The sequence below is a fragment of the Cryobacterium lyxosi genome (assembly GCF_004403345.1).
Taxonomy (GTDB): Bacteria; Actinomycetota; Actinomycetes; order Actinomycetales; family Microbacteriaceae; genus Cryobacterium; species Cryobacterium lyxosi.
On record NZ_SOGT01000008.1, the window covers coordinates 130196 to 153888 of the forward strand.

The 23693-nt window shown below is 62.9% G+C and carries 20 protein-coding genes; 10 read left to right on the top strand and 10 right to left on the bottom strand.

The window, feature by feature from the left end; all coding sequences use genetic code 11:
- Window positions 1-62: 62 nt before the first annotated feature.
- The gene (locus E3T27_RS06845; protein WP_134572034.1) at window positions 63-1037 is read left to right on the top strand and encodes a hypothetical protein; all 975 of its coding nucleotides are present in this window, start codon (window positions 63-65) and stop codon (window positions 1035-1037) included.
- Window positions 1038-1045: 8 nt separating this feature from the next.
- On the opposite strand, the gene E3T27_RS06850 is transcribed toward E3T27_RS06845, so the two are convergent.
- A complete protein-coding gene (locus E3T27_RS06850) occupies window positions 1046-1834 on the bottom strand; it encodes an NUDIX hydrolase (RefSeq protein ID WP_134572035.1) in 789 nt (262 codons plus the stop codon).
- Window positions 1835-1989: 155 nt separating this feature from the next.
- On the opposite strand from E3T27_RS06850, the gene E3T27_RS06855 reads away from it, so the two are divergent.
- From E3T27_RS06855 to E3T27_RS06890, 8 genes are all read left to right on the top strand, one after another.
- The gene (locus tag E3T27_RS06855) at window positions 1990-3045 is read left to right on the top strand and encodes a 2,3-butanediol dehydrogenase (protein WP_104196788.1); all 1056 of its coding nucleotides are present in this window, start codon (window positions 1990-1992) and stop codon (window positions 3043-3045) included.
- A gap of 65 nt (window positions 3046-3110) precedes the next feature.
- A complete protein-coding gene (locus E3T27_RS06860) occupies window positions 3111-3878 on the top strand; it encodes an MBL fold metallo-hydrolase (RefSeq protein ID WP_104196789.1) in 768 nt (255 codons plus the stop codon).
- Between the two features lie 420 nt (window positions 3879-4298).
- A complete protein-coding gene (locus tag E3T27_RS06865; RefSeq protein ID WP_134572036.1) occupies window positions 4299-5381 on the top strand; it encodes a hypothetical protein in 1083 nt (360 codons plus the stop codon).
- Window positions 5382-6953, top strand: coding sequence for an efflux RND transporter periplasmic adaptor subunit (locus E3T27_RS06870; RefSeq protein ID WP_241992159.1), 1572 nt, complete (start codon window positions 5382-5384; stop codon window positions 6951-6953).
- Window positions 6950-7630 carry an ABC transporter ATP-binding protein gene (locus E3T27_RS06875; RefSeq protein ID WP_134572037.1) on the top strand — a complete coding sequence of 227 codons (681 nt, stop codon included), beginning with the start codon at window positions 6950-6952 and terminating at the stop codon, window positions 7628-7630. The genes E3T27_RS06870 and E3T27_RS06875 overlap by 4 nt, the downstream gene beginning before the upstream one ends.
- A complete protein-coding gene (locus E3T27_RS06880; RefSeq protein ID WP_134572038.1) occupies window positions 7627-8958 on the top strand; it encodes an ABC transporter permease in 1332 nt (443 codons plus the stop codon). The genes E3T27_RS06875 and E3T27_RS06880 overlap by 4 nt, the downstream gene beginning before the upstream one ends.
- 71 nt (window positions 8959-9029) lie before the next feature.
- Window positions 9030-10505 (top strand): MFS transporter, encoded by a 1476-nt coding sequence (locus tag E3T27_RS06885; protein WP_134572039.1) that lies wholly within the window; start codon window positions 9030-9032, stop codon window positions 10503-10505.
- 143 nt (window positions 10506-10648) lie between these two features.
- Window positions 10649-11146, top strand: coding sequence for a universal stress protein (locus E3T27_RS06890; protein WP_134572040.1), 498 nt, complete (start codon window positions 10649-10651; stop codon window positions 11144-11146).
- Between the two features lie 200 nt (window positions 11147-11346).
- Here the strand turns inward: E3T27_RS06890 and nrdF are convergent, their stop codons facing one another.
- From nrdF to mmsA (E3T27_RS06925), 7 genes are all read right to left on the bottom strand, one after another.
- The gene (gene nrdF, locus E3T27_RS06895; RefSeq protein WP_134572041.1) at window positions 11347-12321 is read right to left on the bottom strand and encodes a class 1b ribonucleoside-diphosphate reductase subunit beta; all 975 of its coding nucleotides are present in this window, start codon (window positions 12319-12321) and stop codon (window positions 11347-11349) included.
- 73 nt (window positions 12322-12394) lie between these two features.
- Entirely contained in the window at window positions 12395-14518 is a 2124-nt protein-coding gene (gene nrdE, locus E3T27_RS06900) for a class 1b ribonucleoside-diphosphate reductase subunit alpha (RefSeq protein WP_104196796.1), read from the bottom strand.
- Window positions 14519-14529: 11 nt separating this feature from the next.
- Window positions 14530-14934, bottom strand: coding sequence for a class Ib ribonucleoside-diphosphate reductase assembly flavoprotein NrdI (nrdI, locus tag E3T27_RS06905; RefSeq protein WP_104127790.1), 405 nt, complete (start codon window positions 14932-14934; stop codon window positions 14530-14532).
- Window positions 14935-14996: 62 nt separating this feature from the next.
- A complete protein-coding gene (gene nrdH, locus E3T27_RS06910; RefSeq protein WP_104127791.1) occupies window positions 14997-15230 on the bottom strand; it encodes a glutaredoxin-like protein NrdH in 234 nt (77 codons plus the stop codon).
- 461 nt (window positions 15231-15691) lie between these two features.
- A complete protein-coding gene (locus tag E3T27_RS06915) occupies window positions 15692-16783 on the bottom strand; it encodes a substrate-binding domain-containing protein (RefSeq protein ID WP_104196797.1) in 1092 nt (363 codons plus the stop codon).
- Window positions 16784-16875: 92 nt separating this feature from the next.
- Window positions 16876-18189, bottom strand: coding sequence for a multiple monosaccharide ABC transporter permease (gene mmsB / locus E3T27_RS06920; protein ID WP_134572042.1), 1314 nt, complete (start codon window positions 18187-18189; stop codon window positions 16876-16878).
- A complete protein-coding gene (gene mmsA, locus E3T27_RS06925; RefSeq protein WP_104196799.1) occupies window positions 18186-19736 on the bottom strand; it encodes a multiple monosaccharide ABC transporter ATP-binding protein in 1551 nt (516 codons plus the stop codon). The genes mmsB (E3T27_RS06920) and mmsA (E3T27_RS06925) overlap by 4 nt, the downstream gene beginning before the upstream one ends.
- Before the next feature lie 165 nt (window positions 19737-19901).
- On the opposite strand from mmsA (E3T27_RS06925), the gene E3T27_RS06930 reads away from it, so the two are divergent.
- Window positions 19902-20720, top strand: a complete 819-nt coding sequence (locus E3T27_RS06930) for a shikimate 5-dehydrogenase (protein ID WP_134572043.1) — start codon at window positions 19902-19904, stop codon at window positions 20718-20720.
- 67 nt (window positions 20721-20787) lie between these two features.
- Here the strand turns inward: E3T27_RS06930 and mmsB (E3T27_RS06935) are convergent, their stop codons facing one another.
- Window positions 20788-22017 (bottom strand): multiple monosaccharide ABC transporter permease, encoded by a 1230-nt coding sequence (gene mmsB / locus E3T27_RS06935; protein WP_104196801.1) that lies wholly within the window; start codon window positions 22015-22017, stop codon window positions 20788-20790.
- Window positions 22018-22047: 30 nt separating this feature from the next.
- A complete protein-coding gene (gene mmsA, locus E3T27_RS06940; protein WP_104196802.1) occupies window positions 22048-23577 on the bottom strand; it encodes a multiple monosaccharide ABC transporter ATP-binding protein in 1530 nt (509 codons plus the stop codon).
- Window positions 23578-23693: the final 116 nt, after the last annotated feature.

Below are 23693 nucleotides of genomic sequence, written 5' to 3' on the forward strand. Positions count from 1 at the left end.
GAACGAGCGTTCACATCTCGCAGGCCTGCTGCGAACCGGCCGAGGCCGGTTAGGGTTTTGGTATGAGCACTTTCGCGCTGCCCCGTCGTCACCTGCGCATTCTGGCGACCGGCATGGCCCTCATCGGGCTTGCAGCGACGCTCATCGCACTGCCGCCGGCATCGGTCGCCGCCGCACCGCTGTCGCCCGCCACGGCTGACCCGACGGACACGGCTGACCCGGCTGACCCGACGGACCCGGCTGACCCGACGGACCCGGTAACCACCGACCCCGCTGTGTTCGACCCCGGTCTCATCATCAGCGACTTCAACTTCTTCAACCCGGACGCCCTCACCCAGAGCGGCATCCAGGATTTTCTCGAACAGCGTTCCTGCCGGCCGAGCGACAGCGTGCCCTGCCTCTGGGAGTTTCGCGAAACGACGACCAGCCAGCCAGCCCAGGGCGATGGGCACTGCCAGCCCTACATCGGCGCCGAGAACGAAACGGCCGCCCGGATCATCGCGAAGATCGCGGCGGCCTGCACGGTCAGCCCCAAGGTCTTGCTGGTGTTGCTGCAGAAGGAACAATCCCTGCTGACCCGACCGAGCGCATCCGGTTATCTGCGCGCCACCGGCTACGGCTGCCCGGATACCGCAGACTGTGACGCCCAATATTTCGGTTTCTTCAACCAGGTCTACAACGCGGCCTGGCAGTTTCGGCAGTACACCCAGGAGCCCGACCGGGCATTCAAAATCGGCAGTGTTGACGTGGGCTTCAACCCCAACGCCGAATGCGGGGCCTCCATCGTCGGCGTCAAGAACCAGGCCACCGCCAACCTGTATAACTACACGCCCTATCAGCCCAACGCGGTTGCCGTCGCGAATGCCGGCGACGAGGGCGACGGATGCTCGACCTACGGCAACCTCAATTTCTGGCTGTTCTATAACGACTGGTTCGGGGATTCGACCCTCGAACCGTTCTCGGTGATGTTCGACGACTGCCTCAACTTCGTCGGCGGCCAGGACTGTGCGCCCGTGTCGCTCCTGCCCGACGTCTAGGCTGCCGGCTAGCTCACGCTGTACACCCACGGTACCTGGCCGACTTCCAGGCGGTGACGACCGCCGGCCTGCTCGGCGAGCGCATCATCGGCGTAGGCGACATCCCCCGCCCAGAACAGCGCCGACCCCCGCTCGCTCGTACCGAGCCGGGTTTCGTAGTGTGCCAGGGCGCGCCTTTGGGCACGCGCCATGATCTCGGCCACCGACCCGTCACCTTGCAGCCCGTGCAGGGTGACCCAGGTCGGAGCCACGAGGGTCATTAGAGCGGATGCGTGCCGCTCCAGCGCCTCGGCCGGCCGCAGCCAGGTGTAATCGATCACCTCATCCTCGGCGAGCACGATGGTGCCGGGCGGCGCGGGCGTGAGGTAGAACCAGGTACGTAGTCGCTTCGGGGCGCTGCGCGGAGGCACCCACACCGCCGTCGCGATCAGCGCCTCGGGCACGACTTCGAGCCCGGTCTCTTCCCGCACCTCACGCACGGCAGCCCGACGGGCGGCGAGCTGTTCGACGGCCTCCGCCTTCGCAGCCGGGCCAAGCCCGTCGGGTAGGCCCACCGAGCCGCGGTCGACCGCCTTCTCCCCCGCACTGGCGGGGCCAGCCGGCGCCGCCTCATCCGCTGCCCGCCGGTCGCCCGGGTCGACGCCGCCGCCGGGAAACACCCACGCACCGGCGAAAGACCCTCGGTGACGGGGGCGTTCGAGCAGCAGCACCTCGGGCCCGGTGGCACTGTCACGCAGCAAGACCACCGTGGCAGCGACTCCGATACGTGCTGGCACTGGCTCGGTGTCTCGCGTCATCGCTGGTCCTTCGGGTGTCGAGTCGGGCAGGCTTTTTCCACCCTAACGCCGGGCCTTCACCGCTACCCGGCGAGTAGGCTGCAAACACGCCGAAGAGTATCGCCGGTGCCACGAGGGTATTGTCGCTGTTTCGGTGCAAGGAGTAGTGAGGCATCATGAAAGCAGCGCGTTTTCACGGCCCAGCAGACATCCGCATCGAGGACATCCCCGCACCCGAACTTCGACCAGGAGCCGTCACCATCGACGTGGCCTGGTGCGGAATCTGCGGAACAGACCTGCACGAATACCTCGACGGGCCGATCTTCATTCCGGCCGAGGGGCATCCCCACCCGCTCTCCCACGAAGAGGAGCCAGTCACGCTCGGCCACGAATTCTCCGGCACCATCAGCGCGCTTGGCGAGGGAGTGACCGACCTCGCAGTCGGAGACAACGTCGTGGTCGAACCCTACTTCGTCTGCAATGAATGCGCTCCCTGCCTGGCTGGCAACTACCACCTGTGCACGAAGATGGGTTTCATCGGGCTGGCCGGTGGAGGCGGAGGACTCAGCGAGCAGGTCGTCGTCGACCGCCGCTGGGTACACGCCATCGGCGATATCCCCCTCGACGAAGCCGCGTTGATCGAACCACTCTCGGTGGCACACCACGCCTTCGTGCGCAGTGGGGCCAAAGCCGGCGATGTTGCCCTCATCGGCGGCGCCGGCCCGATCGGCCTGCTCGTCGCCGCCGTACTCAAGGCCAAGGGCCTGACGGTGATCATGTCCGAACTCAGCGAGGCACGCAAGGAGAAGGCGCGGGGCACCGGCGTGGCCGATCACGTGCTCGATCCGAGTAAGGAAGACGTCGTCGCTCGGGTGCGGGAACTCACCGGGGGCAACGGCGCCGACGTCTGCTTCGAATGCACGAGCGTGAACGTTGTACTGGACCAGCTGTTCGACGCTGTTCGACCCGCCGGCGTCATCGTCAACGTGTCGATCTGGGGTAAGCCGGCCAGCATCGACATGCAGAAGCTCGTGCTCAAAGAGATCGACCTGCGTGGAACGATCGCCTACGTGCGCGACCACCCGGCGACCATCAAGCTCGTGCAAGACGGCCGGGTCAAGCTGGCGCCGTTCATCACCGGTCGCATCGCACTCGATGACCTCATCACGCAGGGCTTCGACACCCTCATCAATCACAACGAGACCGCGGTCAAGATCATCGTTCACCCCTGACCAGTGCCGAATGGTGGCGTCTCGAGCCTCGGGGCGCCGCCACTTGCGGCAGTAAGCTGCCAGCTATGCCCGACGACATCATGCGCACGAGTCCGCTCACCCGCAGCCTGCTCGCGCCAAATGCCGGTCCGATGACGCTCGACGGCACCAACAGCTACCTCATCAAGGCGCCCGACGCGCACACGATCGTCGTCGTCGACCCGGGGCCGCTGCATGAGGGACACCTCGCAACCCTTGCCGCCTCCGGCCGGGTCGAGCTCGTACTGATCACACACCGGCACGCCGATCACACGGCGGCAAGCGTTCGATTCGCCGAGCTCACCGGTGCCCCGGTGCGGGCCTTCGATCCGGCCTTCTGCGTGAATGGCGACCCGCTGGGCGACGGGGAGCTGATTGCGGCCGCCGGCACCAGCATCCGCATTCTGGCCATGCCGGGACACACCGACGACTCAGTCTGTCTGCACCTGCCCGGCGACGGCGCCACCGGCTCCGTCCTGACCGGCGACACCATCCTCGGCCGCGGAACGTCGATCATCGACGGCGCCCTCGCCGACTACTTAGCCTCGCTCGAGGCCCTGCGCGTGCTCGGGCCGGCCATCGTGCTGCCCGCGCATGGCCCGGTGCTGCCCGACCTCGCGGCCATCTGCTCGGCCTACCTCGCGCACCGCCACGAGCGTCTCGACCAGGTGCGCGCCGCGCTCGAGGCCCTCGGTTCGGCGGCGACCGTGGCCCAGGTCACCGATCTGGTCTACTCGCAAACGGATGCCGCGGTGCGGTTCGCCGCCGAGGCATCCGTTCGGGCGCAGCTGGCCTACCTGCACGCCGCGCGCTGACCGAGCTCGCGACGCTACCTGCCGGGCTTCTTGTTTTCCAGGGCGCGGGCCGCCAGGGCGCGGGCCCTGGCACCGGCAGTGTCTGCTGCAGCGCTGAACCGGGCATTTTTAATCCCCGAGCTGGCCGTTCGGGCAACCTTGTTGCTCTGTTTAGGGTTTTGAGCCATGGTGCATTTTCCAATCACGTGAAACCGGGAGGTGACTCCTTAGTGAACCCTATCCGTACCTCACACCCCGTCCCACGCCATAACTCCTGCAATCTGTCTCGACGATATTTAACTCTCCCGTCATTACGCGGATCTGATCATCACGGGTGAGAAATTGCAGGAGTTATGCGCGCAGCCCTTGCAGTTCCCCTGCCGTCTTCCGCTCGAGCACCGGCCCGAGCCGACAAGTTGCATACAAAACAGACCAAGCAGTATGGTTTTTGTGGCGCTGCATTTTGGCGTCTACCCCAGCCGTTCTCGCGGTGCGCTAGCGTCTGGGGAGATCGGGGGCGGCGATCGGTTATTGGCGCAGCCCAGACAATGCTCAAAGGGGAACTTCATGCGCCATCGCTCACTGCTCACGGCCATCGCCGCCGCCGCTCTTTTGTCGCTGACGCTCGCGGGGTGCAGCGGTGAGAAGGCGGCCGAGAAGCTCGATCCGGCCGAGGGCCCGCTGGCGAAGTACATGTCGGGGATCTATGCGGGTTTCGATGAAGACTCGGTGATCGCTCAGCAGAACGAGCAAGAGGAACTCGTCGCTGCGTGCATGTCTGACGAAGGCTTCGACTACACGCCCGCCGACGCTGCGCAGTACAGCGGCATGATGGGCGACAGCGGCGAGGAGTACGGCACCGAGAAGTGGGTGGCTGAAAACGGATACGGCATGAGCCAGTCCCCGGAGCAGCTGGCCGCGCAGGAAGAGGAGAGCGAGGCCTACGTCGATCCGAACCAGGACTACCTGGCGTCACTCTCCGCGGGCGAGCAAACCGCATATAACGAAGCACTCAACGGCCCACAGCCCTCAGAAGAAGAGATCGCCGACGGTTCCTACGTGGACAGCTACGAAGCTAAGGGCTGCTACGGCGCAGCCTTTCAGGAAATCAACGGCGACCAGCCATCACCAGAAGATCACGCCGCGGTCTACGACGCGATGAGCACCCTGTACCAAGACCTGCAGAAGTCCCCCGCGATCGTGAAGCTCGACGCTGAGTGGGCGGCCTGCATGGCCGATACCGGGTATGCGACCTTCGCGAAGAAGGCTGACGCACAGGAGTCGATCATGGACGCGCAAAACGCGCTCTATGAAGACGAGGCCGGCACCACCCCCGATGAGAAGGTTCTCGCGGATCTGCGCGAACAGGAACTTGCGCTGGCGATGGCCGACTTCACCTGCGCCGAAGATGTGGACTACACCGAAGCAACAACCAAGGTGCAGTTCGAGCTGGAAGAACAATTCATCACCGACCACAAGTCCGAGCTTGACGCGCTCATCGCAGACTCCGAGCAAGGCAAGTAGGTGTCACGCCTGTTCGGGCGACGAGCAGCGACAGAGCCAGATGCGACCGAGGTGATCGACCTCGACGCTGTCGCGCCGCCCACCCGCTCAGGCAGTCAGGGCTGGCGCCGCCTGTTCGCCGGCAATCGGGTGATCTGGGTCATGGCCACCGTCGCCATCGTCGCGCTCGTGGTCGGCCTCGGGCTTGGCCAGCTGATCGTCTCGCCCGGGCAGGCTGCAGCGGATGCCGATGCTCCCGCCGGCGGCCTCATCACGGTCCCCATCGAAAACCGGCAACTGGCCAACGACGTCACCATGCGCGGCGACGCCACCTACGCCGACTCGGTGGAGGTCTCGATCGAAACCGGCGAACTCGCCGGGGCGCCCATCGTCACCGGGCAGGTGCCCGAAGTCGCCGCCATCTTCGACACCGCCTCGATCGCGCTCGAGGTCACCGGTCGCCCGGTGATCGTCCTGCCCGGCGACCTGCCGGTCTACCGCACCCTGCGCGTCGGCGTCTCCGGCCCCGACGTGCTGCAGTTCAAGCAGGGCTTGAACGCCGCCGGAATCGATGCCGGCGCGCTTGACTCCGACGTGTTCGACGCGCAAACGGCGAACGCTGTCACCGCGCTCTATGCCAAGGTCGGCTACCCAGCGCCCTCCGGCGGCGGCGACGTCGCGATCGCGGTGAGCGGCGCCGAAGCCGGAGTCACGAGCGCGCAGGCATCCGTCGACAGCGCCAACGGCGCCCTCACCACGGTGCAGGGCGCCGCGTCGAACGTCGACGTGGTCGAGCAGGGCAACCTCGTGCGGAGCGCAGAGCGGGCGCTTGCCCTGGCCAGGACCGAGGGAACCCCCAACGAGATAGCGGATGCCGAGGAGTCCGTCACCCTGGCCGTCGCCCGCCAGGCCCAGGCTCTCGCGCCACGCGACGCGAGCGCTGAAAAAGCTGCCGTCACCGCGGCCAAAGCCGAACTGACCCGTGCAAACGCGACCCTGAGCGACGCCCGTGACGGCGCGCTCGCGTACCTGCCGGCCGGCGAAGTGCTCTACCTGCCCGGCCTCCCCCGCCGGGTCGACGAGATCAGCGTCAAACGCGGATCGAGCATCACCGGGCCGGTCATGCGGGTTTCCGGCGCGACGCTCGTGATCTCCGGCTCGGCAACCGCGAGCGATGCCGCACTGCTCGAAGTCGGCGCCCCGGCCACTCTCGCCATGCCCGATGGTGACCAGCCCGCAACGATCTCCTCGGTGCTCCCCGCCGAACCGGCCACTGGTGAGACCGCGAGCGGCCGCTTCACCGTATTGTTCGCTCCCGACGCTCTCACTGACGAGCAGATCCAGGCCGTGCAGGGCAGCAACGTGCGTGTGCGCGTGCCGGTCAGTTCAACCGAGGGCGACGTACTCGCCGTTCCGCTCGCCGCACTAACCGCGGGGCCTGGCGGCGAATCCCGCGTTGAATTCGCTCCCGGCGGCTCCGCCGACACGGTGCTGGTCGAGGTCACGACCGGGCTTGCCGCCGAAGGTTTCGTGGAGATCACCGCCGTCGACGGCTCGTTGGGCGTCGGAGATCTCGTCGTGGTGGGCCGGTGATCGCGGCCCCGGTCGTCGAACTGGTCAACGTCACCCGGTCTTTTCCCGGGCCACCCGAGGTACAGGCGCTCAAATCGGTCAACCTGCGGGTGGAACGCGGCGACTACCTGTCCATCGTCGGCCCGAGCGGATCGGGCAAGTCAACGATGCTCAACCTGCTCGGCCTGCTCGACCGGCCGAGCGTCGGCGAATATCACCTCGACGGCACCTCGACGAGCCTGCTCGATGAGAAGCAGCGCGCCATCGTGCGCGGCGGCACCATCGGCTTCGTCTTTCAGGCGTTCCACCTACTGCCGCACCGCACAGTGCTCGACAATGTGCTGCTCGCCACGCTCTACAGCGGCGTGCTGCGCGCCGAGCGCGAGGACCGCGCCCGAGCCGCCCTCGACCGCGTGAAACTCAATCACCGCCTCGATTTTCTGCCTGGCACCCTCTCCGGCGGTGAACGCCAGCGCGTGGCCGTAGCACGCGCTGTCGTCGCTTCCCCCGAACTGCTGCTCGCCGACGAACCGACCGGTAACCTCGACGAGGCCACCGGCGGTGAGGTCATGGACCTGTTCGAAGAGCTGCACGCCGACGGCCTGACCCTCATCGTCATCACCCACGACCGGGCCGTGAGCGATCGGGCCGAACGCCGCGTGCGCATCACCGACGGTCGCCTGAGTGAGCTGTCATGAAGGTCTTCGTCAAGCGGATGCTGCGCCGTTCCCGCGCCGCAGCGGCCCCTGATGCTGAGCTGACGGCATCCGCTGAACTGACGCCCAGCATCGTTCCGGTCGTTCGTCGCGCCGACCGGTTCTCGGTGCAGGACCTGATGGTCGAGGCGAGCTACGGCGTGGGCGCCCGCCCAAGCCGACTCGTGATGACGACCCTCGGCACCGTGCTCGGCATCGCCTCACTCGTGGTCACCATTGGGTTCGCGCAGACCGCCGCCGGGCAGATTTCCAACCAGTTCGACGCCGTCTCGGCGACCCAGGTCATGATCGAACCGGCCTCAACCCGCAATTCGAGCGGTAATGAACAGACCACCGGGCGGCTACCGTGGGATGCCCCGGAGCGGGTCAATCGCCTCGCCGGGGTGGAACGCGCGGGCCTCGTGGCCGAGATCGACGTCGACGGCCAGCTCGTGACCTCCGTTCCCGTCAACGACCCCTCGGCCGCGCAAACCCTGAGCCCCGCCGTCATCGCCACCTCGCCGGGCCTGCTCGCCGCAGTGCGCGGGCAGGTCGTCACCGGGCGCTACTTCGACGTCGGCCACGACGAGCGCGCCGACCGGGTCGTCGTGCTCGGCGCTCGAGCCGCCGAAACGCTCAGCATCAACCGGGTCGACTCGCAGCCGTCGATCTTCATCGGCGAGGTTCCATACACGGTCATCGGCATCATCGACGGCGTCGAGCGCCGCGCCAACCTGCTCGACGCCGTCATTGTGCCGCTCGGCACCGCGCGCGCCGACTTCGGACTCACCGCCCCGACCGAACTGCACGTCAAGATCGATGTCGGCGCCGGCACGCTCGTGGCCCGGCAGGCACCGATTGCGCTCGACCCGAACGCACCCGAGAACTTCACTGTGCAGGCGCCCGCCGCCGCTTCGTCGCTGCAAGACAATATCCAGGCCGATATCAACATCGTCTTCCTCACGCTCGGCATTCTCGCCCTGCTCGCCGGCGGTCTCGGCATCGCCAACGTCACCCTGCTCTCGGTGATGGAACGGGTCGGCGAGATCGGCCTGCGCCGGGCGCTCGGCGCGACCAAGCGCGACATCGCGCGGCAGTTCATCGTCGAGTCGGCCGTGATCGGTCTGCTCGGCGGCCTGATCGGCTCGGCGCTTGGGGTACTCGCGGTCGTCGTCGTGTCGCTGCTGCAGGGCTGGACGCCCATACTCGACCCGTTCGTCGCCGTCGGCGCCGCGCTGCTCGGAATCGTCGTGGGGCTGGCCGCCGGCGCCTATCCCGCCGTGCGCGCCTCCAACATCGAGCCGATCACGGCCCTGCGCGGTGGCACCTAGGGGCCAGCCACGGCAGTCCGCGTGCCGAAGATCGTACTGGCCTGTGACCCGGGATCTAGAATCAATGGACCATGCCGAAGACCACTCCTCCCGCCTCCGAGCACGCCGACAGGTCGAAGCGGCAAGCCTTCTGGGTGTGCGTGGGAGTTGCTTCGCTGACAATCCTCGACCTGTCCAAGATCAATGTCGGCTTGCCGGCCATGGAGCAGTCGCTCGGCGGCGGTACCACCGAACTCCAGCTCATCGTCGCTGGTTACGCACTCGCCTTCGGGCTCGCGCTGGTACCGTCCGGTCGGCTGGGCGACATCCATTCCCGGCGACTCATGTTCATTGTCGGTCTCTGCGCTTTCACGGCCGCGAGCATCCTGTGCGCGCTCGCGCCTACGATCGAATTTTTGATAGTGGCGCGTATCGCGCAGGGAATTGCTGCGGGAATTCAGATGCCGCAGGTACTCGGGCTGATCCAACAGCTGTACCAGGGCGCGGCACGAGGACGCGCCTTCGGCTTGTTTGGAGCGGTCATCGGAGTTTCGACGGCCTTCGGACCGACCCTCGGTGGCCTTCTGATCGCCGTCGGCGGCCCCGATAACGGCTGGCGCCTGTCGTTTTGGATGAACGTGCCGCTGGGTCTTCTGGCACTCTTCTTCGCGATGCGAGTGCTTCCGAAACGCCAGAGCCATGAGCGAGAACGCACGGGACTCGACCTCGTCGGCATCCTGTTGCTGGGAATTGCCACTCTCGGCCTCATGCTTCCGTTCGTGCTGACGACCGGCGCCCCAACGGATGACCCCCGCCGCTGGTTCTGGCTGATCGTGTTCGGTCTGTCCAGCGCCGCCTTCTTCTGGTGGGAACGGCACTACCAGCACAGGGGCAAGTCACCTGTTGTGAATTTCGGGCTCTTTCGTACGGCGTCCTACCGCAACGGGATACTGATCACTACGGCCTATTTTGCGGCAATTCCGCCGTACTTTCTGCTGGTCACCCTTTTTTTGCAACAGGGCCTTGGGCTTGAGCCCGTCTTCGCCGGAATGGTGAGCATCTCGTTTGCCCTCACCTCCGCTGTGACGTCGTGGATCGGCGGTCGCCTGGTCTTCCGTTGGGGCCGCCAGCTCGTCGCTCTCGGCCTGGTCACCGTCATGATCGGCTTTGTGCTCGTTCTCTTGGCGGGATTATCCGCCTCGGTCGGCCTCGCACCGTGGCTGATCGCCGCTGCCATGACGATGACCGGCGCCGGCGGTGGCCTCGTCATTTCACCGAACCAGACGCTCATCCTGAGCGAAGTTCCCATCACTCAGGGCGGCGTCGCCGGGTCGATGGCCCAGGTAGGCCAGCGAGTGGGAACGGCCATCGGAGTCGCGGCGATAATCTCGACCTTCTACGCAACGTTGTACGCGGAGGCGAGCCAGCCTGACCGCGTGCAGGTGTTTCGTGACGGTTTCCTCAACGGAATCCTGGTGGCGCTGGTACTCATCGCCGTTGCCCTGGTGTTCGCCCTGGTCGACCTGTTCGAACACCGAACGAAGACGTCTGCCCTACCGATCGCCTGAACGCGACTTTTCTTCGTCGATGAACGAAAATCTCCGCCTCGGTTTACGGCGAATCGGGGCGCAATCTGCCATGCTGGCCGTGACCCGAGGTACGACAGGGGATCCCGTCCGTCTGCCGGGTGCCGGAGACAAGGGAGTGCAGCATGAGCCAGTACGTAATTGTTGGGGTGGTACCAGGGCAGCCGGATACCGTCGTAGAGCAGGCGGCCGCGTTCGCGGCGCGTTTCAACGCGGAACTGGTGTGCGCATCCGTGGACGCCGGCCAGCACCAGGTCTACGACCTGGGCTACGGCACGATGACGAGTTTGCCACTCACAGGCGACTCGCCCGAACGTGCGGAGGAGACATTCGACCCGGAGCTCACGGCACGCCTGGCTGTACTCCTCGACGGACGCGGTCTCCCCTGGAGCACCCGGGCCTTGGCCGGCAAACCGGCCCGGGCCCTCGGCGACCTGGCCAACACGCTCAACGCGGCGATGATCGTGGTCGGAACCAGGGAGGCGACGTTGCGGGCCAGCCTGCAGGAGTTCATCAACGGTTCGGTGGCAGCGCAACTGGCGCACCGTCAGCATCGCCCGGTGGTGGTGATTCCGCTCGCCCCGATTCCGTCTGATCAGGCCCTGCCCTGGGACCCCGCTTGATCGCGGCACACGGTGTTGGCAACACCGCAGTCTCAACGGATGCTTCGAGCCCGCTGGAGTGACAACCGCGGCAATCCTTACTCGCGGCGCGAAGGCTGCCTGACCCACCACCGATTCACGAAAGACCAGGCGTCGTGCCAACCGGCCTGTTCACAGAAGGGCGGATGCCACAGCATCCGCCCTTCTGTGAAATTCGAGGCCTAGAAGTCCCAGTCGTCGTCTTCGGTAACGACAGCCTTGCCGATCACGTACGACGATCCCGAGCCCGAGAAGAAGTCGTGGTTCTCGTCGCCGTTCGGTGAGAGGGCGGAGAGAATCGCCGGGTTCACGTCGCAGACATCCTTCGGGAAGATCGCCTCGTAGCCGAGGTTCATCAGAGCCTTGTTGGCGTTGTAGTGCAGAAACTTCTTGACGTCTTCGGTCAGGCCGACCTCGTCGTACAGGTCCTGCGTATACTGCACCTCGTTCTCGTACAGCTCGAACACGAGGTTGAAGGCGTAGTCCTTGATCTCATCGCGACGCTCCTGCGTGGCGTTTTCGAGACCCTTCTGAAACTTGTAGCCGATGTAGTAGCCGTGCACCGCTTCATCCCGAATGATCAAACGGATGAGGTCGGCCGTGTTGGTCAGGCGCGCCCGGCTGGAGAAGTACATCGGCAGGTAGAAGCCCGAGTAGAACAGGAACGACTCGAGCAGAACCGAGGCGACCTTACGCTTGAGCGCATCGTCGCCCTGGTAATAATCCATCACGATCGAGGCCTTGCGCTGCAGGTACTCGTTCTCGGTCGACCAGCGGAACGCCTCGTCGATCTCCTTGGTGGAAGCGAGCGTCGAGAAGATCGACGAGTAGCTCTTGGCGTGCACCGACTCCATGAACGCGATGTTCGTGTAGACAGCCTCTTCGTGCGGGGTGATGGCATCCGGAATCAACGACACGGCGCCGACGGTGCCCTGGATCGTGTCGAGCAGGGTCAGCCCGGCGAACACGCGCATGGTGAGCTGCTGCTCGACCGGCGTGAGCTGGTTCCACGACTGGATGTCGTTGCTGAGCGGAATCTTCTCCGGCAGCCAGAAGTTGTTGGTCAGCCGGTTCCAGACCTCGACGTCTTTCTCGTCTTCGATCTTGTTCCAGTTGATCGCATCAACGTGCGACACCAGTTTGAGCTTGTCAATCATGGGTTCCTCCGGGAGCCGTACCACTACAGTCAGTCAGAAATTTACAGTGAGCTCACTCGAGCGCTTGATGTGCTCAGAGTGCGCAGGACACGCAACCCTCAATTTCCGTACCCTCGAGGGCCATCTGCCGCAGACGGATGTAGTAGATCGTCTTGATGCCCTTTTTCCAAGCATAGATCTGGGCGCGGTTGATGTCGCGGGTGGTCGCGGTGTCCTTGAAGAACAGGGTCAACGAGAGGCCCTGGTCTACGTGCTGCGTCGCCGCCGCGTACACGTCGATGATCTTCTCGTAGCCGATTTCGTAAGCATCCTGGTAGTACTCGGTGTTGTCGTTCGTCATGAACGGCGCCGGGTAGTACACGCGGCCCAACTTGCCTTCCTTGCGAATCTCGATCTTCGCCGCGATCGGGTGGATCGACGCGGTCGAGTTGTTGATGTACGAGATCGACCCGGTGGGCGGCACGGCCTGCAGGTTCTGGTTGTAGATACCGTGCTTGACAACGGATGCCTTCAGCTCGGCCCAGTCGGCCTGCGTCGGAATCGACACCCCGGCCTGGGAGAAGAGTTCGGCCCCGCGAGCCGTCGCCGGCTCCCACACCTGGTCGGTGTACTTGTCGAAGAACACCCCGGAGGCATAGGTGGAGTTTTCGAAGCCCTCAAAAGCGCGGCCGCGCTCGATGGCGATGGCGTTGGAGGCACGCAGGGCGTGGAACAACACCGTGTAGAAGTAGATGTTGGTGAAGTCGATGCTCTCTTCACTGCCGTAGTAGACGCGCTCACGGGCGAGGTAGCCGTGCATGTTCATCTGGCCGAGGCCGATGGCGTGCGAGCGGTCATTTCCGTCTTCAATCGACCGAACCGAGCTGATGTGGCTCTGCTCCGATACCGCGTTGAGGCCGCGAATGGCAGCATCGACGGTGCGGCCGAGGTCGCCGGAATCCATGGCCAAGGCAATGTTCATCGACCCCAGGTTGCAGGAGATGTCCTTCCCGATCTCGTTGTAGGAGAGGTCCTCGTTGTAGGTCGTCGGGGTGTTCACCTGCAAAATCTCGGAGCACAGGTTCGACATGTTGATGCGGCCCTCGATCGGGTTCGCCGCGTTCACCGTGTCTTCAAACATGATGTACGGGTAGCCCGACTCGAACTGAATCTCGGCAAGGGTCTGGAAGAACTCGCGCGCCTTCATCTTGGACTTCTTGATGCGGGGGTTGTCGACCATCTCGTGGTACTTCTCGCTCACCGAGATATCGGCGAAGGGCACGCCGTAGACGCGCTCCACGTCGTAGGGCGAGAAGAGATACATCCAGTCGTCATTCTTGGCCAGTTCGAAGGTGATGTCGGGAATGACGACACCGAGCGAGAGGGTCTTGATGCGAATCTTCTCGTCAGCGTTCTCCCGCTTGGTGTCGAGAAAACGCATGATGTCGGGGTGGTGCGCGTGCAGGTAGACAGCGCCGGCGCCCTGGCGGGCACCGAGCTGGTTGGCGTAGCTGAAAGAGTCTTCGAGCAGCTTCATCACGGGAATGATGCCGCTGGACTGGTTCTCGATCTGCTTGATCGGTGCGCCGGCTTCGCGAATGTTGGAGAGCAGCAGGGCTACGCCGCCGCCACGCTTGGAGAGCTGCAGCGAGGAGTTGATGCCACGCGAGATCGATTCCATGTTGTCTTCGATGCGCAGCAAAAAGCACGAGACGAGTTCGCCGCGCTGGGCCTTGCCGGAGTTCAAAAAGGTCGGGGTTGCCGGCTGGAAGCGGCCGGCGATGATCTCTTCGACCAGGGCGACGGCAAGCTTCTCATCGCCGGATGCGAGACCGAGTGCGGTCATGACTACCCGGTCTTCGAAACGCTCGAGGTACCGCTTACCGTCGAAGGTCTTCAGCGTGTACGAGGTGTAGTACTTGAACGCGCCGAGGAAGCTCTGAAAGCGGAACTTCTTCGAGTAGGCCAAATCGTTCAGGCTTGTGATGAACTCGAAGGAGTACTGGTCGAGCACGGCCTGCTCGTAGTATTCCTTCTCGACCAGGTAGTCGAGGCGCTCGCGCAGCGAGTGGAAGAATACCGTGTTCTGGTTGACGTGCTGCAGGAAGAACTCGCGGGCGGCCTCGCGGTCCTTGTCGAACTGGATCTCCCCGTTCGGGCCGTACAGGTTGAGCATCGCGTTGAGCGAGTGATAGTCCATGGCCGACGGTGCGTCCATGGGCGTGACTTTCACGGCTGTTGTTTCCAAAATTCTTCCAATCCGTCATGAACGATGCGCACATCATCCGGTGTTCCAAATACTTCAAAGCGATAGAGGTACGGCACCTTGCACTTCGCGGCGATGATGTCGCCGGCCAGGCAATAGGCGGTACCGAAATTCATATTGCCGGCGCCGATGACGCCGCGGATCAACGACCGATTGGTCTTATTGTTCAAAAACTTGATGACCTGCTTGGGCACCGCCCCGCCCGCACTGCCGCCTCCATAGGTGGGCACGCAGAGCACGTACGGCTCCGTGGCTATGAGCGGCTCTTCACGCGTATGCAGAGGTATGCGCGCTGCCTTCCGACCGAGTTTCTCGACGAACCGGCGCGTGTTACCCGAGGTGCTCGAGAAATACACGATGTCAGTCATCTGTTGTGGCGATTCTGATCGGCGAGACTTTCGGGTGGGTGGGGCGTGCTGGTTGAGGTGAACTACGCGAGGCGAGCAGCGAGTGCGTTGATCTTGTCGGGGCGAAAGCCCGACCAGTGCTCTTCGTCGGTGATCACGACGGGAGCCTGCAGGTAACCCAAAGCCTTGACGGCCTCCAGAGCGTTTTCGTCGACCGAGAGGTCGAGCACCTCGTACTCGATGCCCTTGTTGTCGAGGGCACGGTACGTGGCCGCGCACTGTACGCAGGAGGGCTTCGTGTAAACGGTGATTGCCATGGTTATGGCCTTTCTTCTTGGCTGGTAAAGTCTAATTCTGTTCGACATACTTCGCAAGTATGTTCGATAAAACTCCTTGATCACCGGCAAGAAACCTGTCAAGGAACGTCGTGCAAAGTGAGCAAGTGTACTGTCTGGCTGTAGCGCCTGACTAGAGTTCCAATACTACATCTAGTGATGGCCACACTCAATAGCTACTACATGCAGTAATTACAATTGTGTAGTTATCCACCGACATTCCACATTTTGCTCACAGTCCCCCCACTCCGATTCGCCCGAATCCCGCGGAATCCGACGCAGTTATCCACAGGCAACACTCGCAGCATAATTTTGCCTGTGAAATGGCATCCGGCGTGTCGGGCACCCTCCAGCCACGAAGATACGCGTATGCCGGCACAGACAAAACGGGCCGGCCCCCACGACTGTGGAGACCGACCCGTCGGATCAGCGGAAGCTTCTCGCTACTTGGTCAGCGGCGACAACTTCGGGTCGTTGGCGTACGCCTCAGCCGCGTTGTCCTTGGTCACAATGACCGGCGGCAGCAGGAACGCTGGAACGATCTTGTTGCCGTTGTCGTAGGTGTCGTCGTTGGTCACGGGAGTTCCACCGGTCTGCAGCATCTTGACCATGTCGATGGCCTGCTTCACGAGAACACGGGTGTCCTTGTTGATGGTCGAGTACTGCTCGCCGGCCATGATCGACTTGACCGACTCTACTTCGGAGTCCTGTCCGGTGACCACCGGGATGGACTTGCCAGCTGCCTTCACCGAAGTGATGATGGCGCGGGCCAGGGTGTCGTTGGGCGAGAGCACGCCGTCGACTTCCTGGCTGCCGTAGGTGCTGGTCAGCAGCGAGTCCATGCGGCTCTGCGCGTTCTCCGGCTTCCAGTCGGCGGTTGCGGTCTGCTTGATGTCGGTCTGCCCGGAGGCAACAACGAGCGTTCCGTCGTCGATCTTCGGCTGCAGCACGCTCATGGCCCCATTGAAGAACACCGGCGCGTTGGCGTCAGCGGAGTTGCCGGAGAACAGTTCAATGTTGTACGGACCCTCGGGCTTTTTCGCCGCGAGGCCGTCAAGCAGGGCCTGCCCCTGCAACTCGCCTACCTTGAAGTTGTCGTAGGCCACGTAGTAGTCGACGTCGTCGGTGTTCAGAATGAGACGGTCGTAGGCGATGACGATGGCACCGGCGTCATGGGCGTCCTTGACCTGCGTGCCGAGCTGGCCGCCGTCCTGGGCTCCGACGATGATGACCTTGGCTCCGTTGGTGACCATGGCCGACATCTGATCCTGCTGGTCCTTCACCGTTGTAGACGCTCCGGCGTATTGCACGTCGCCCTTGAACCCTGCCTCTTTGAGACCGTCCTCGAACAGCCCCCCAGCGAGAACCCAGTTCTCGCTGGTCTTTGAGGGGAGGGCTACACCGATGACGGAGTCAGCCGGGAACCCGACCGCGGCACTGCCGTCGCCGGCCGTCTCAGGCGCTCGGCTCGAGCAGCCGGAGAGCGCCATGAGCGCTACTGCGGCCATCGCTGTGACCGTGAGAATTTTTCGCATGTCAATCACTTTCTGTTTATTGATGTACAGGACTTGGCGGAAGGGAATAGGAAAAAGCTCATGAGACCTGTGGCGTTACGAAACGCAGGGACTTAGTTGAACGGCAGGTCGGCTGGCCGCGAGGTCTCGGACGCGCCGGCCTTCGGGCGCACCGCGGGCGGCGGTGTCGCCGGGTCGGTAACCTTGCGCTTGCGGGTGAGGAGCCCGATAATCGAGGGCCGCCCCTGGCTCTTGTTCCAGACGTCCACTCCGACGGCCGCCAACAGCACCATGCCCTTGATGATCTGCACCAGGTCAGAGCCCACGCCGAGTAGCTGAAGCCCGTTGTTCAACACCGCCATCACCAAACCACCGACGATGGAACCGATGACGGTGCCGATCCCGCCGGATACTGCGGCGCCACCGATGAAGACCGCGGCAATCGCGTCGAGTTCCCAGCTGAGTCCGTCTTGCGGGCCGGATGCTCCGGCACGAGCGACGAAGATCATGCCGGCCAGGGCAGACAGGATCGACATGTTCATCATGACGAGGAAGTCCACTCGGCGTGAGTTCACTCCGGAGAGTTCCGCGGCGAGTTTGTTACCGCCGACCGCGTAAATGTGGCGGCCTAGGATGGTGTTGCGGGTGACGAAACTGTAGAACAGCACGAGCACGCCGAGGATGATGCCCGACACCGGGAAGCTGGTGCCCACCCGGCCGCCAGCAAATAGGAATGTCGCGTAGATGACAACAGCGTCGAGGAGTCCGATCTTGACCAAGCTGGCCCAGAGCGGGGAGGAATCCGAGTGCATCGTCTTCTGCACCCGCCTGGCCCGCCACTCCCGCACGGCGATGGCGATGGCGATGGCGAATCCGAGCAGCAGAGTGAGGTTGTTGTATCCAGTGGTCGGACCCACCTCCGGAAGGTATCCGGCACCGATTATGGTGAAGGCCTCTGGGACGGGCACCGTGTTGGCGTTACCGAAGAATTGGTTGCCGCCACGGAAAATGAGCATGCCGGCCAGGGTGACGATGAAGGCTGGTACGCCGATGTAGGCCACCCAGAATCCTTGCCAGGCCCCGATCACTGCGCCCACCAGGAGGCCGAAGAGCAGCGCCAACGGCCAGGGGAAGTTCCACTGCGACATAGACGTGGCCACCACGATGCCCGCGAACGCTGCGACCGATCCAACCGATAGGTCGATGTGACCGGCGATGATCACCATGACCATGCCGATGGCCAGGATCAAAATGTAGGAGTACTGGCTCACCAGGTTGATCAGGTTGCCCGGAGAGAGCGTGAGCCCGCCGGTCAAAATCTGAAACAGCGCAATAATGGCGATCAGGCTGAAGAGAATGCCGAACTGACGAATATTACTGCCGAAGATCGACTTGCGTTTCTCGGTCGTGGTTGTGTTGCCGCTCATATGCTGCGCACCTTCTTTTTGGCAGAGGTCATGCTTTTCATCAGGGTTTCCGGGTCGGCGTCAGCACCGTCGATGCAGTCGGTGATGGTGCCTTCGAAGATTGTGTAGATGCGGTCGGCCAGGCCAAGCAGCTCCGGCAGTTCGGACGAGATCAGGATTACGCCCTTGCCCTGGGCGGCGAGCGCCTGGATGATCCCGTAGATCTCGTATTTCGCGCCGACATCGATGCCTCGGGTGGGTTCGTCCAGAATCAGGATGTCGGGGTCGGTGAACATCCATTTGGCCAACACCACCTTTTGTTGGTTGCCACCCGACAGCTTGCTCACCCCCATCTCGACGTTGGGGGTCTTGATGCGCAAGTTTTTGCGGTACTCCTCGGCGATGGAGTATTCCTTGGCGTCGTTGACCACCGAGCCAACCGAGATCTTCGAGAGCTTGGCCGAGACGACGGAGCGCTTGATATCGTCGAGCAGGTTGAGCCCGAGCGCTTTGCGATCCTCACTGACGTAGGCGAGGCCGTGATCGATGGCCTCGCCCACGTTGCGAAGCACAATCTCCTTGCCGTCCTTGAAGATGCGGCCCGAGATGAAGTTGCCGTAGGAACGGCCGAAGATGCTCATGGCCAGCTCGGTGCGCCCGGCACCCATCAGTCCGGCGATACCGACGATCTCGCCGGTGCGCACGGTGAGGTTCGACCCTTTCGCGACCATCCGCTCGGACACCTGCGGGTGTTGCACGGTCCAATCGCGCACCTCGAAGAAGACCTCGCCGATCTTTGGAGTGCGATCGGGAAACCGACTCTCCAGGCTGCGTCCGACCATTCCACGAATGATGCGGTCCTCGTTGACGCCGTCGGCGGCGATGTCGAGGGTCTCGATCGACTGGCCGTCACGAATGATGGTGATCGTGTCGGCGATCTGCTCGATCTCGTTGAGCTTGTGGGAGATCATGATCGAGCTGATGCCCTTGCCCTTGAGCCCGCGAATGAGGTCGAGCAGGTGCTGGGAGTCGGCTTCGTTGAGTGCAGCGGTCGGCTCGTCGAGAATGAGTACCTTGACCGATTTGTTGAGCGCCTTGGCGATCTCAACCAGCTGCTGCTTGCCGACACCGATGTTCTTGACTTGGGTGTCCGGATCGTCACGCAGGCCGACCCGGGCAAGCAGTTCGTAGGCGGTGCGCTTGGCGCCGATCCAATCGATGGCGCCCCACTTGGTGGGCTCATTGCCAAGAAAGATGTTTTCGGTGATCGAGAGCTCCGGAATAAGCGCGAGCTCCTGATGGATGATCGCGACTCCAGCCGCTTCGCTTGAGCGAATGTCTTTGAACCGCATCTCGGCGCCCTGCAAGATAATGTCCCCAGAGTAGGAACCGTACGGGTAGACACCGGAGAGCACTTTCATCAACGTGGACTTGCCTGCGCCATTCTCACCGCAGATCGCGTGGATTTCTCCAGCCCTGACCGTCAGTGACACGTTGGACAGCGCCTTGACGCCGGGAAATTCCTTGGTGATGGAGCGCATCTCAAGAATTACGTGTTCAGCCGCCATTGGTTGCTCCTCAGGTAGCGCAAGATTGTGACCGTTCACAGCGTACTAAATGGTGGCCTTGCTGCTTACCACTGTCAAGATTTCTTAGTAACGCTTGAATAACAAGAGCCGGAAGTCAGTGCCGGTCACGTCAAATGAAGGATTGGACCGCGCCACACTAGAGCCATGCCCATCCTCAACAAAGACATGACCCTGTGCATCTCGCTCTCGGCCCGGCCCAGCAATATCGGCACTCGGTTCCACAATTATCTCTATGAGGAACTCGGTCTGAACTACATCTACAAGGCGTTCGCCCCTGTCGATCTTGCCGATGCCATCGCGGGCGTTCGCGGGCTGGGTATCCGCGGTTGTGCGGTGTCGATGCCGTACAAGGAAGACGTGATTGTCCTCGTCGACGAGATGGATGCCTCGGCGCAGGCCATCGACTCGGTAAACACCATCGTGAACGACAACGGTCGACTGCGGGCCTACAACACCGATTACACCGCTGTTCGCCGGTTACTTGCCCAGCACGACATCTCCCCCGAGCTTTCGGTTCTGGTTCGCGGCAGCGGCGGCATGGCCAAGGCCGTCGCAGCCGCACTACGCGACGCGGGATTTCGAAACGGCACGATCGTCGCGCGCAACGAGGCGACCGGGCAAGCTCTCGCCGCTCTCTACGGCTACGCCTGGGCACCACGGGTCGGTGCTCTGACAGCTGACCTCCTGGTCAACGTCACCCCGCGGGGAATGGCGCCCGATGAAGCGCGCTTGTCCTTTCGCACCGAAACCATTGCGGCTGCGCTGGTGGTCTTCGATGTCGTCGCCTCCCCTTCGGAAACGCAGCTTATTCGCGTCGCTCGAGCGGCGGGCAAGCCCATCATCACCGGCGCCGAAGTCGTGGCGCTACAGGCAGAGGAGCAGTTCGTTCTCTACACGGGTATCCGGCCGACCCCCGACCAGATCCAGCGAGCCGCGGCGTTTTCTCGCGACTTGCCGCTGTGACCAGAACAGGCCGGAACACTCATGCGTTCCGGCCTGTTCTGCGTCTGACGCGGCTCGCGCAGTGCGGTCAGCGACCGCCGGAGCGCCGCTTGTTGTAGACGTCGAAGGCCACAGCGAGAAGCAATACGAGGCCCTTCACTGCCTGCTGCCACTCGATGCCGATGCCGAGAATCGACATGCCGTTGTTGAGCACGCCGATGATCAAGCCGCCGATGATGGCGCCGCCGACAGTACCGATACCGCCCTGCACGGCAGCACCGCCAATGAAGGCAGCGGAGATGGCCTCGAGTTCGAAACCGTCACCGGCTTTCGGTCCGGCCAGGTTGAGGCGGGCGGTGAAGATGAGGCCCGCGAGGGCGGCGAGAATTCCCATGTTCACGAACAGGTAGAAGTCCACCTTGCGGTTCTTGATACCCGAGAGTTCCGCCGCGTGGCGGTTGCCACCGATCGCGTAGATGTGACGGCCGAATACCGTGCGGTTCATGACCACGCCGTAGATCAGCACGAGCACGGCGAGCACGATCAGTGTCACCGGGATGCCCTTGTAGCTGGCCAGGGCGTACGCGAAGAAGCCGAGCGCCGCGGTGATGAGTACGAGCTTGGCTACGAACCACACAAGGGGCTCGACCTCCTGGCCGTACTTGGCCCGACCGAGGCGGGTACGCACCTGCTGCACAATCAAGGCGATCACGGCGATCACGCCGACCCCGAGGGTGAGCGGGTCGAGGTCGAACTCGCCGAACACGTCAGTGAGGAAGCCGTTGCCGAGCGCGCGGTACTCTGCCGGGAAGGAGCCGATATTCGAGTTTCCCAGCACAACGAGTGCGAGGCCACGGAAGATCAGCATTCCGGCCAGGGTCACGATGAAGGCCGGGATACCCACGTAGGCGATCCAGAAGCCTTGCCAGACGCCCACGAGCGCGCCGATGCCGAGGGACATGATGATGGCAAGCCACCACGGCAAGCCCCACTGCACGGCAAAGACACCGGAACACGCACCGACGAAGGCCGCCACCGATCCGACCGACAGGTCGATGTGGCCCGCGACGATCACCATCACCATCCCAATCGCGAGAACGAGGATATAGCCGTTCTGCACGATCAAGTTGGAGATATTCTGCGGGCGCAAGAGGATGCCATCGGTCAGGAAAGTGAACAACACCACCACCAGAACGAGGGCAATGAAAATACCGTTCTTTCCGAGGTCGGCCAGTACGTGGCTCAGCCAGGAAGCAGTCTTGTTCTCCCTCGGGTTGACCACGCCTCCCGTGGCCGGCGTGGTCTCTTGGTCACTCATTGGGTTTCTCCTTTTCCGCTAGCGCCGGCGCTAGCGGGCCTTTTCCATGGTCATGTGCTTGATGAGAGTCTCCGGGGTGGCGCTCTCAATCGGGAATTCCCCGGTGATGGCGCCCTCGGCCAGGGTGTAAATTCGGTCGCAGATTCCGAGCAGTTCCGGCAGTTCCGAGGAGATGACGATCACGCCCTTGCCGGCCGCGGCGAGTTTGTTGATGATCGTGTAGATCTCATATTTCGCCCCGACGTCAATACCGCGGGTCGGCTCGTCGAGAATCAGCACGTCGGGGTTGGAATAGATCCACTTCGACAACACCACCTTCTGCTGATTGCCACCGGAGAGCTTGCCGGTCTTCACAAGCACGTTTGGAGCCTTGATGTTCATGCTGGCGCGGTATTCGTTGGCGACCTGATACTCCTCGTTGTCGTTCACGAGGCCGTTTCGCACTAGTCGGTGGAGCGCCGCCATCGAAATGTTGCGCTTGATGTCCTCGATCAAGTTGAGACCGAAGGTCTTGCGATCCTCGGTCGCGTAGGCCAGGCCGTTGTCGATGGCTTCGGTGACGGTGCGGGTCCTGATCTCCACGCCGTGCTTGAAAACCTTGCCGCTGATCCGGCTGCCATACGAGCGCCCAAACAAACTCATCGCGAATTCGGTGCGGCCCGCTCCCATGAGTCCGGCAATCCCCACGATCTCCCCGGCGCGCACGTTGAGGTTGACGTGATCGACCATCATGCGGGTCGTGTCTTGCGGGTGGAAGGCGGTCCAGTCCTCCACCCGGAGAATCTCTGCCCCGATGTCGGGGGTGTGATCCGGGTAGCGGTGTTCAAGGTCCCGACCAACCATGTCCTTGATGATGCGCTCTTCGGTGACATCGTCCTTGGCGATGGTCTCGATGGCCCGGCCGTCTCGAATGACCGTGACGGAGTCGGAGACTTTCTTGATCTCGTTGAGCTTGTGGCTAATAATGATCGAGGTGATGCCCTGGCCCTTGAGGTGCAGAATGAGGTCGAGCAGGTGGTCGGAGTCGTCATCGTTGAGCGCCGCCGTTGGCTCGTCCAGAATCAGCAGTTTCACCCGTTTGGAGAGGGCTTTGGCGATTTCGACGAGCTGCTGCTTGCCGACACCGATGTCCATGATGCGGGTCGTCGGGTTTTCTTTCAACCCCACGCGTGCAAGAAGCTTCGCAGCCTCTGAGTTGGTTTCGTTCCAGTCGATAAGACCCAACGCGCCTCGTTGCTCGTTGTTCAGAAATATATTCTCTGCAATGGAGAGGTAGGGGCTGAGGGCGAGCTCCTGGTGGATGATCACGATCCCCTTGGCCTCGGAGTCGCTGATGCTCTTGAACTCAACGATCTCGTCCTCGAAGACGATGTCTCCCGTGTAGGTACCGTGTGGGTAGACGCCGCTGAGCACCTTCATCAGGGTTGATTTTCCGGCACCGTTTTCGCCGCAAATGGCGTGCACCTCGCCACGACCGACGTCGAGCGTCACCGCGGAGAGTGCTTTTACGCCGGGAAACGTCTTGGTGATGCCGCGCATCTCAAGGATGTTCGTGGTCACGTGAGCACCTTCTTCATTCCTCTTGTGAATGGTCGATACCGGAAGCGTTCTCGCAAGAAAGCGCGATTTCGGCAGCCGGCAGAAAATCTGTCTGGCAGAACGGTCGGTGGGCTAGA

Coding starts and splice junctions, on each gene's coding strand:
- E3T27_RS06890 (WP_134572040.1), top strand. CDS start 10,649: ATGAGCCAGTACGTAATTGTTGGGGTGGTACCAGGGCAGCCGGATACC.
- nrdH (WP_104127791.1), bottom strand. CDS start 15,230: ATGGCAATCACCGTTTACACGAAGCCCTCCTGCGTACAGTGCGCGGCC.
- E3T27_RS06915 (WP_104196797.1), bottom strand. CDS start 16,783: ATGCGAAAAATTCTCACGGTCACAGCGATGGCCGCAGTAGCGCTCATG.
- E3T27_RS06845 (WP_134572034.1), top strand. CDS start 63: ATGAGCACTTTCGCGCTGCCCCGTCGTCACCTGCGCATTCTGGCGACC.
- E3T27_RS06860 (WP_104196789.1), top strand. CDS start 3,111: ATGCCCGACGACATCATGCGCACGAGTCCGCTCACCCGCAGCCTGCTC.
- nrdI (WP_104127790.1), bottom strand. CDS start 14,934: ATGACTGACATCGTGTATTTCTCGAGCACCTCGGGTAACACGCGCCGG.
- nrdF (WP_134572041.1), bottom strand. CDS start 12,321: ATGATTGACAAGCTCAAACTGGTGTCGCACGTTGATGCGATCAACTGG.
- mmsB (WP_104196801.1), bottom strand. CDS start 22,017: ATGAGTGACCAAGAGACCACGCCGGCCACGGGAGGCGTGGTCAACCCG.
- nrdE (WP_104196796.1), bottom strand. CDS start 14,518: ATGGACGCACCGTCGGCCATGGACTATCACTCGCTCAACGCGATGCTC.
- E3T27_RS06930 (WP_134572043.1), top strand. CDS start 19,902: ATGCCCATCCTCAACAAAGACATGACCCTGTGCATCTCGCTCTCGGCC.
- E3T27_RS06885 (WP_134572039.1), top strand. CDS start 9,030: ATGCCGAAGACCACTCCTCCCGCCTCCGAGCACGCCGACAGGTCGAAG.
- E3T27_RS06855 (WP_104196788.1), top strand. CDS start 1,990: ATGAAAGCAGCGCGTTTTCACGGCCCAGCAGACATCCGCATCGAGGAC.
- E3T27_RS06850 (WP_134572035.1), bottom strand. CDS start 1,834: ATGACGCGAGACACCGAGCCAGTGCCAGCACGTATCGGAGTCGCTGCC.
- mmsB (WP_134572042.1), bottom strand. CDS start 18,189: ATGAGCGGCAACACAACCACGACCGAGAAACGCAAGTCGATCTTCGGC.
- mmsA (WP_104196799.1), bottom strand. CDS start 19,736: ATGGCGGCTGAACACGTAATTCTTGAGATGCGCTCCATCACCAAGGAA.
- E3T27_RS06880 (WP_134572038.1), top strand. CDS start 7,627: ATGAAGGTCTTCGTCAAGCGGATGCTGCGCCGTTCCCGCGCCGCAGCG.
- E3T27_RS06865 (WP_134572036.1), top strand. CDS start 4,299: ATGGTTTTTGTGGCGCTGCATTTTGGCGTCTACCCCAGCCGTTCTCGC.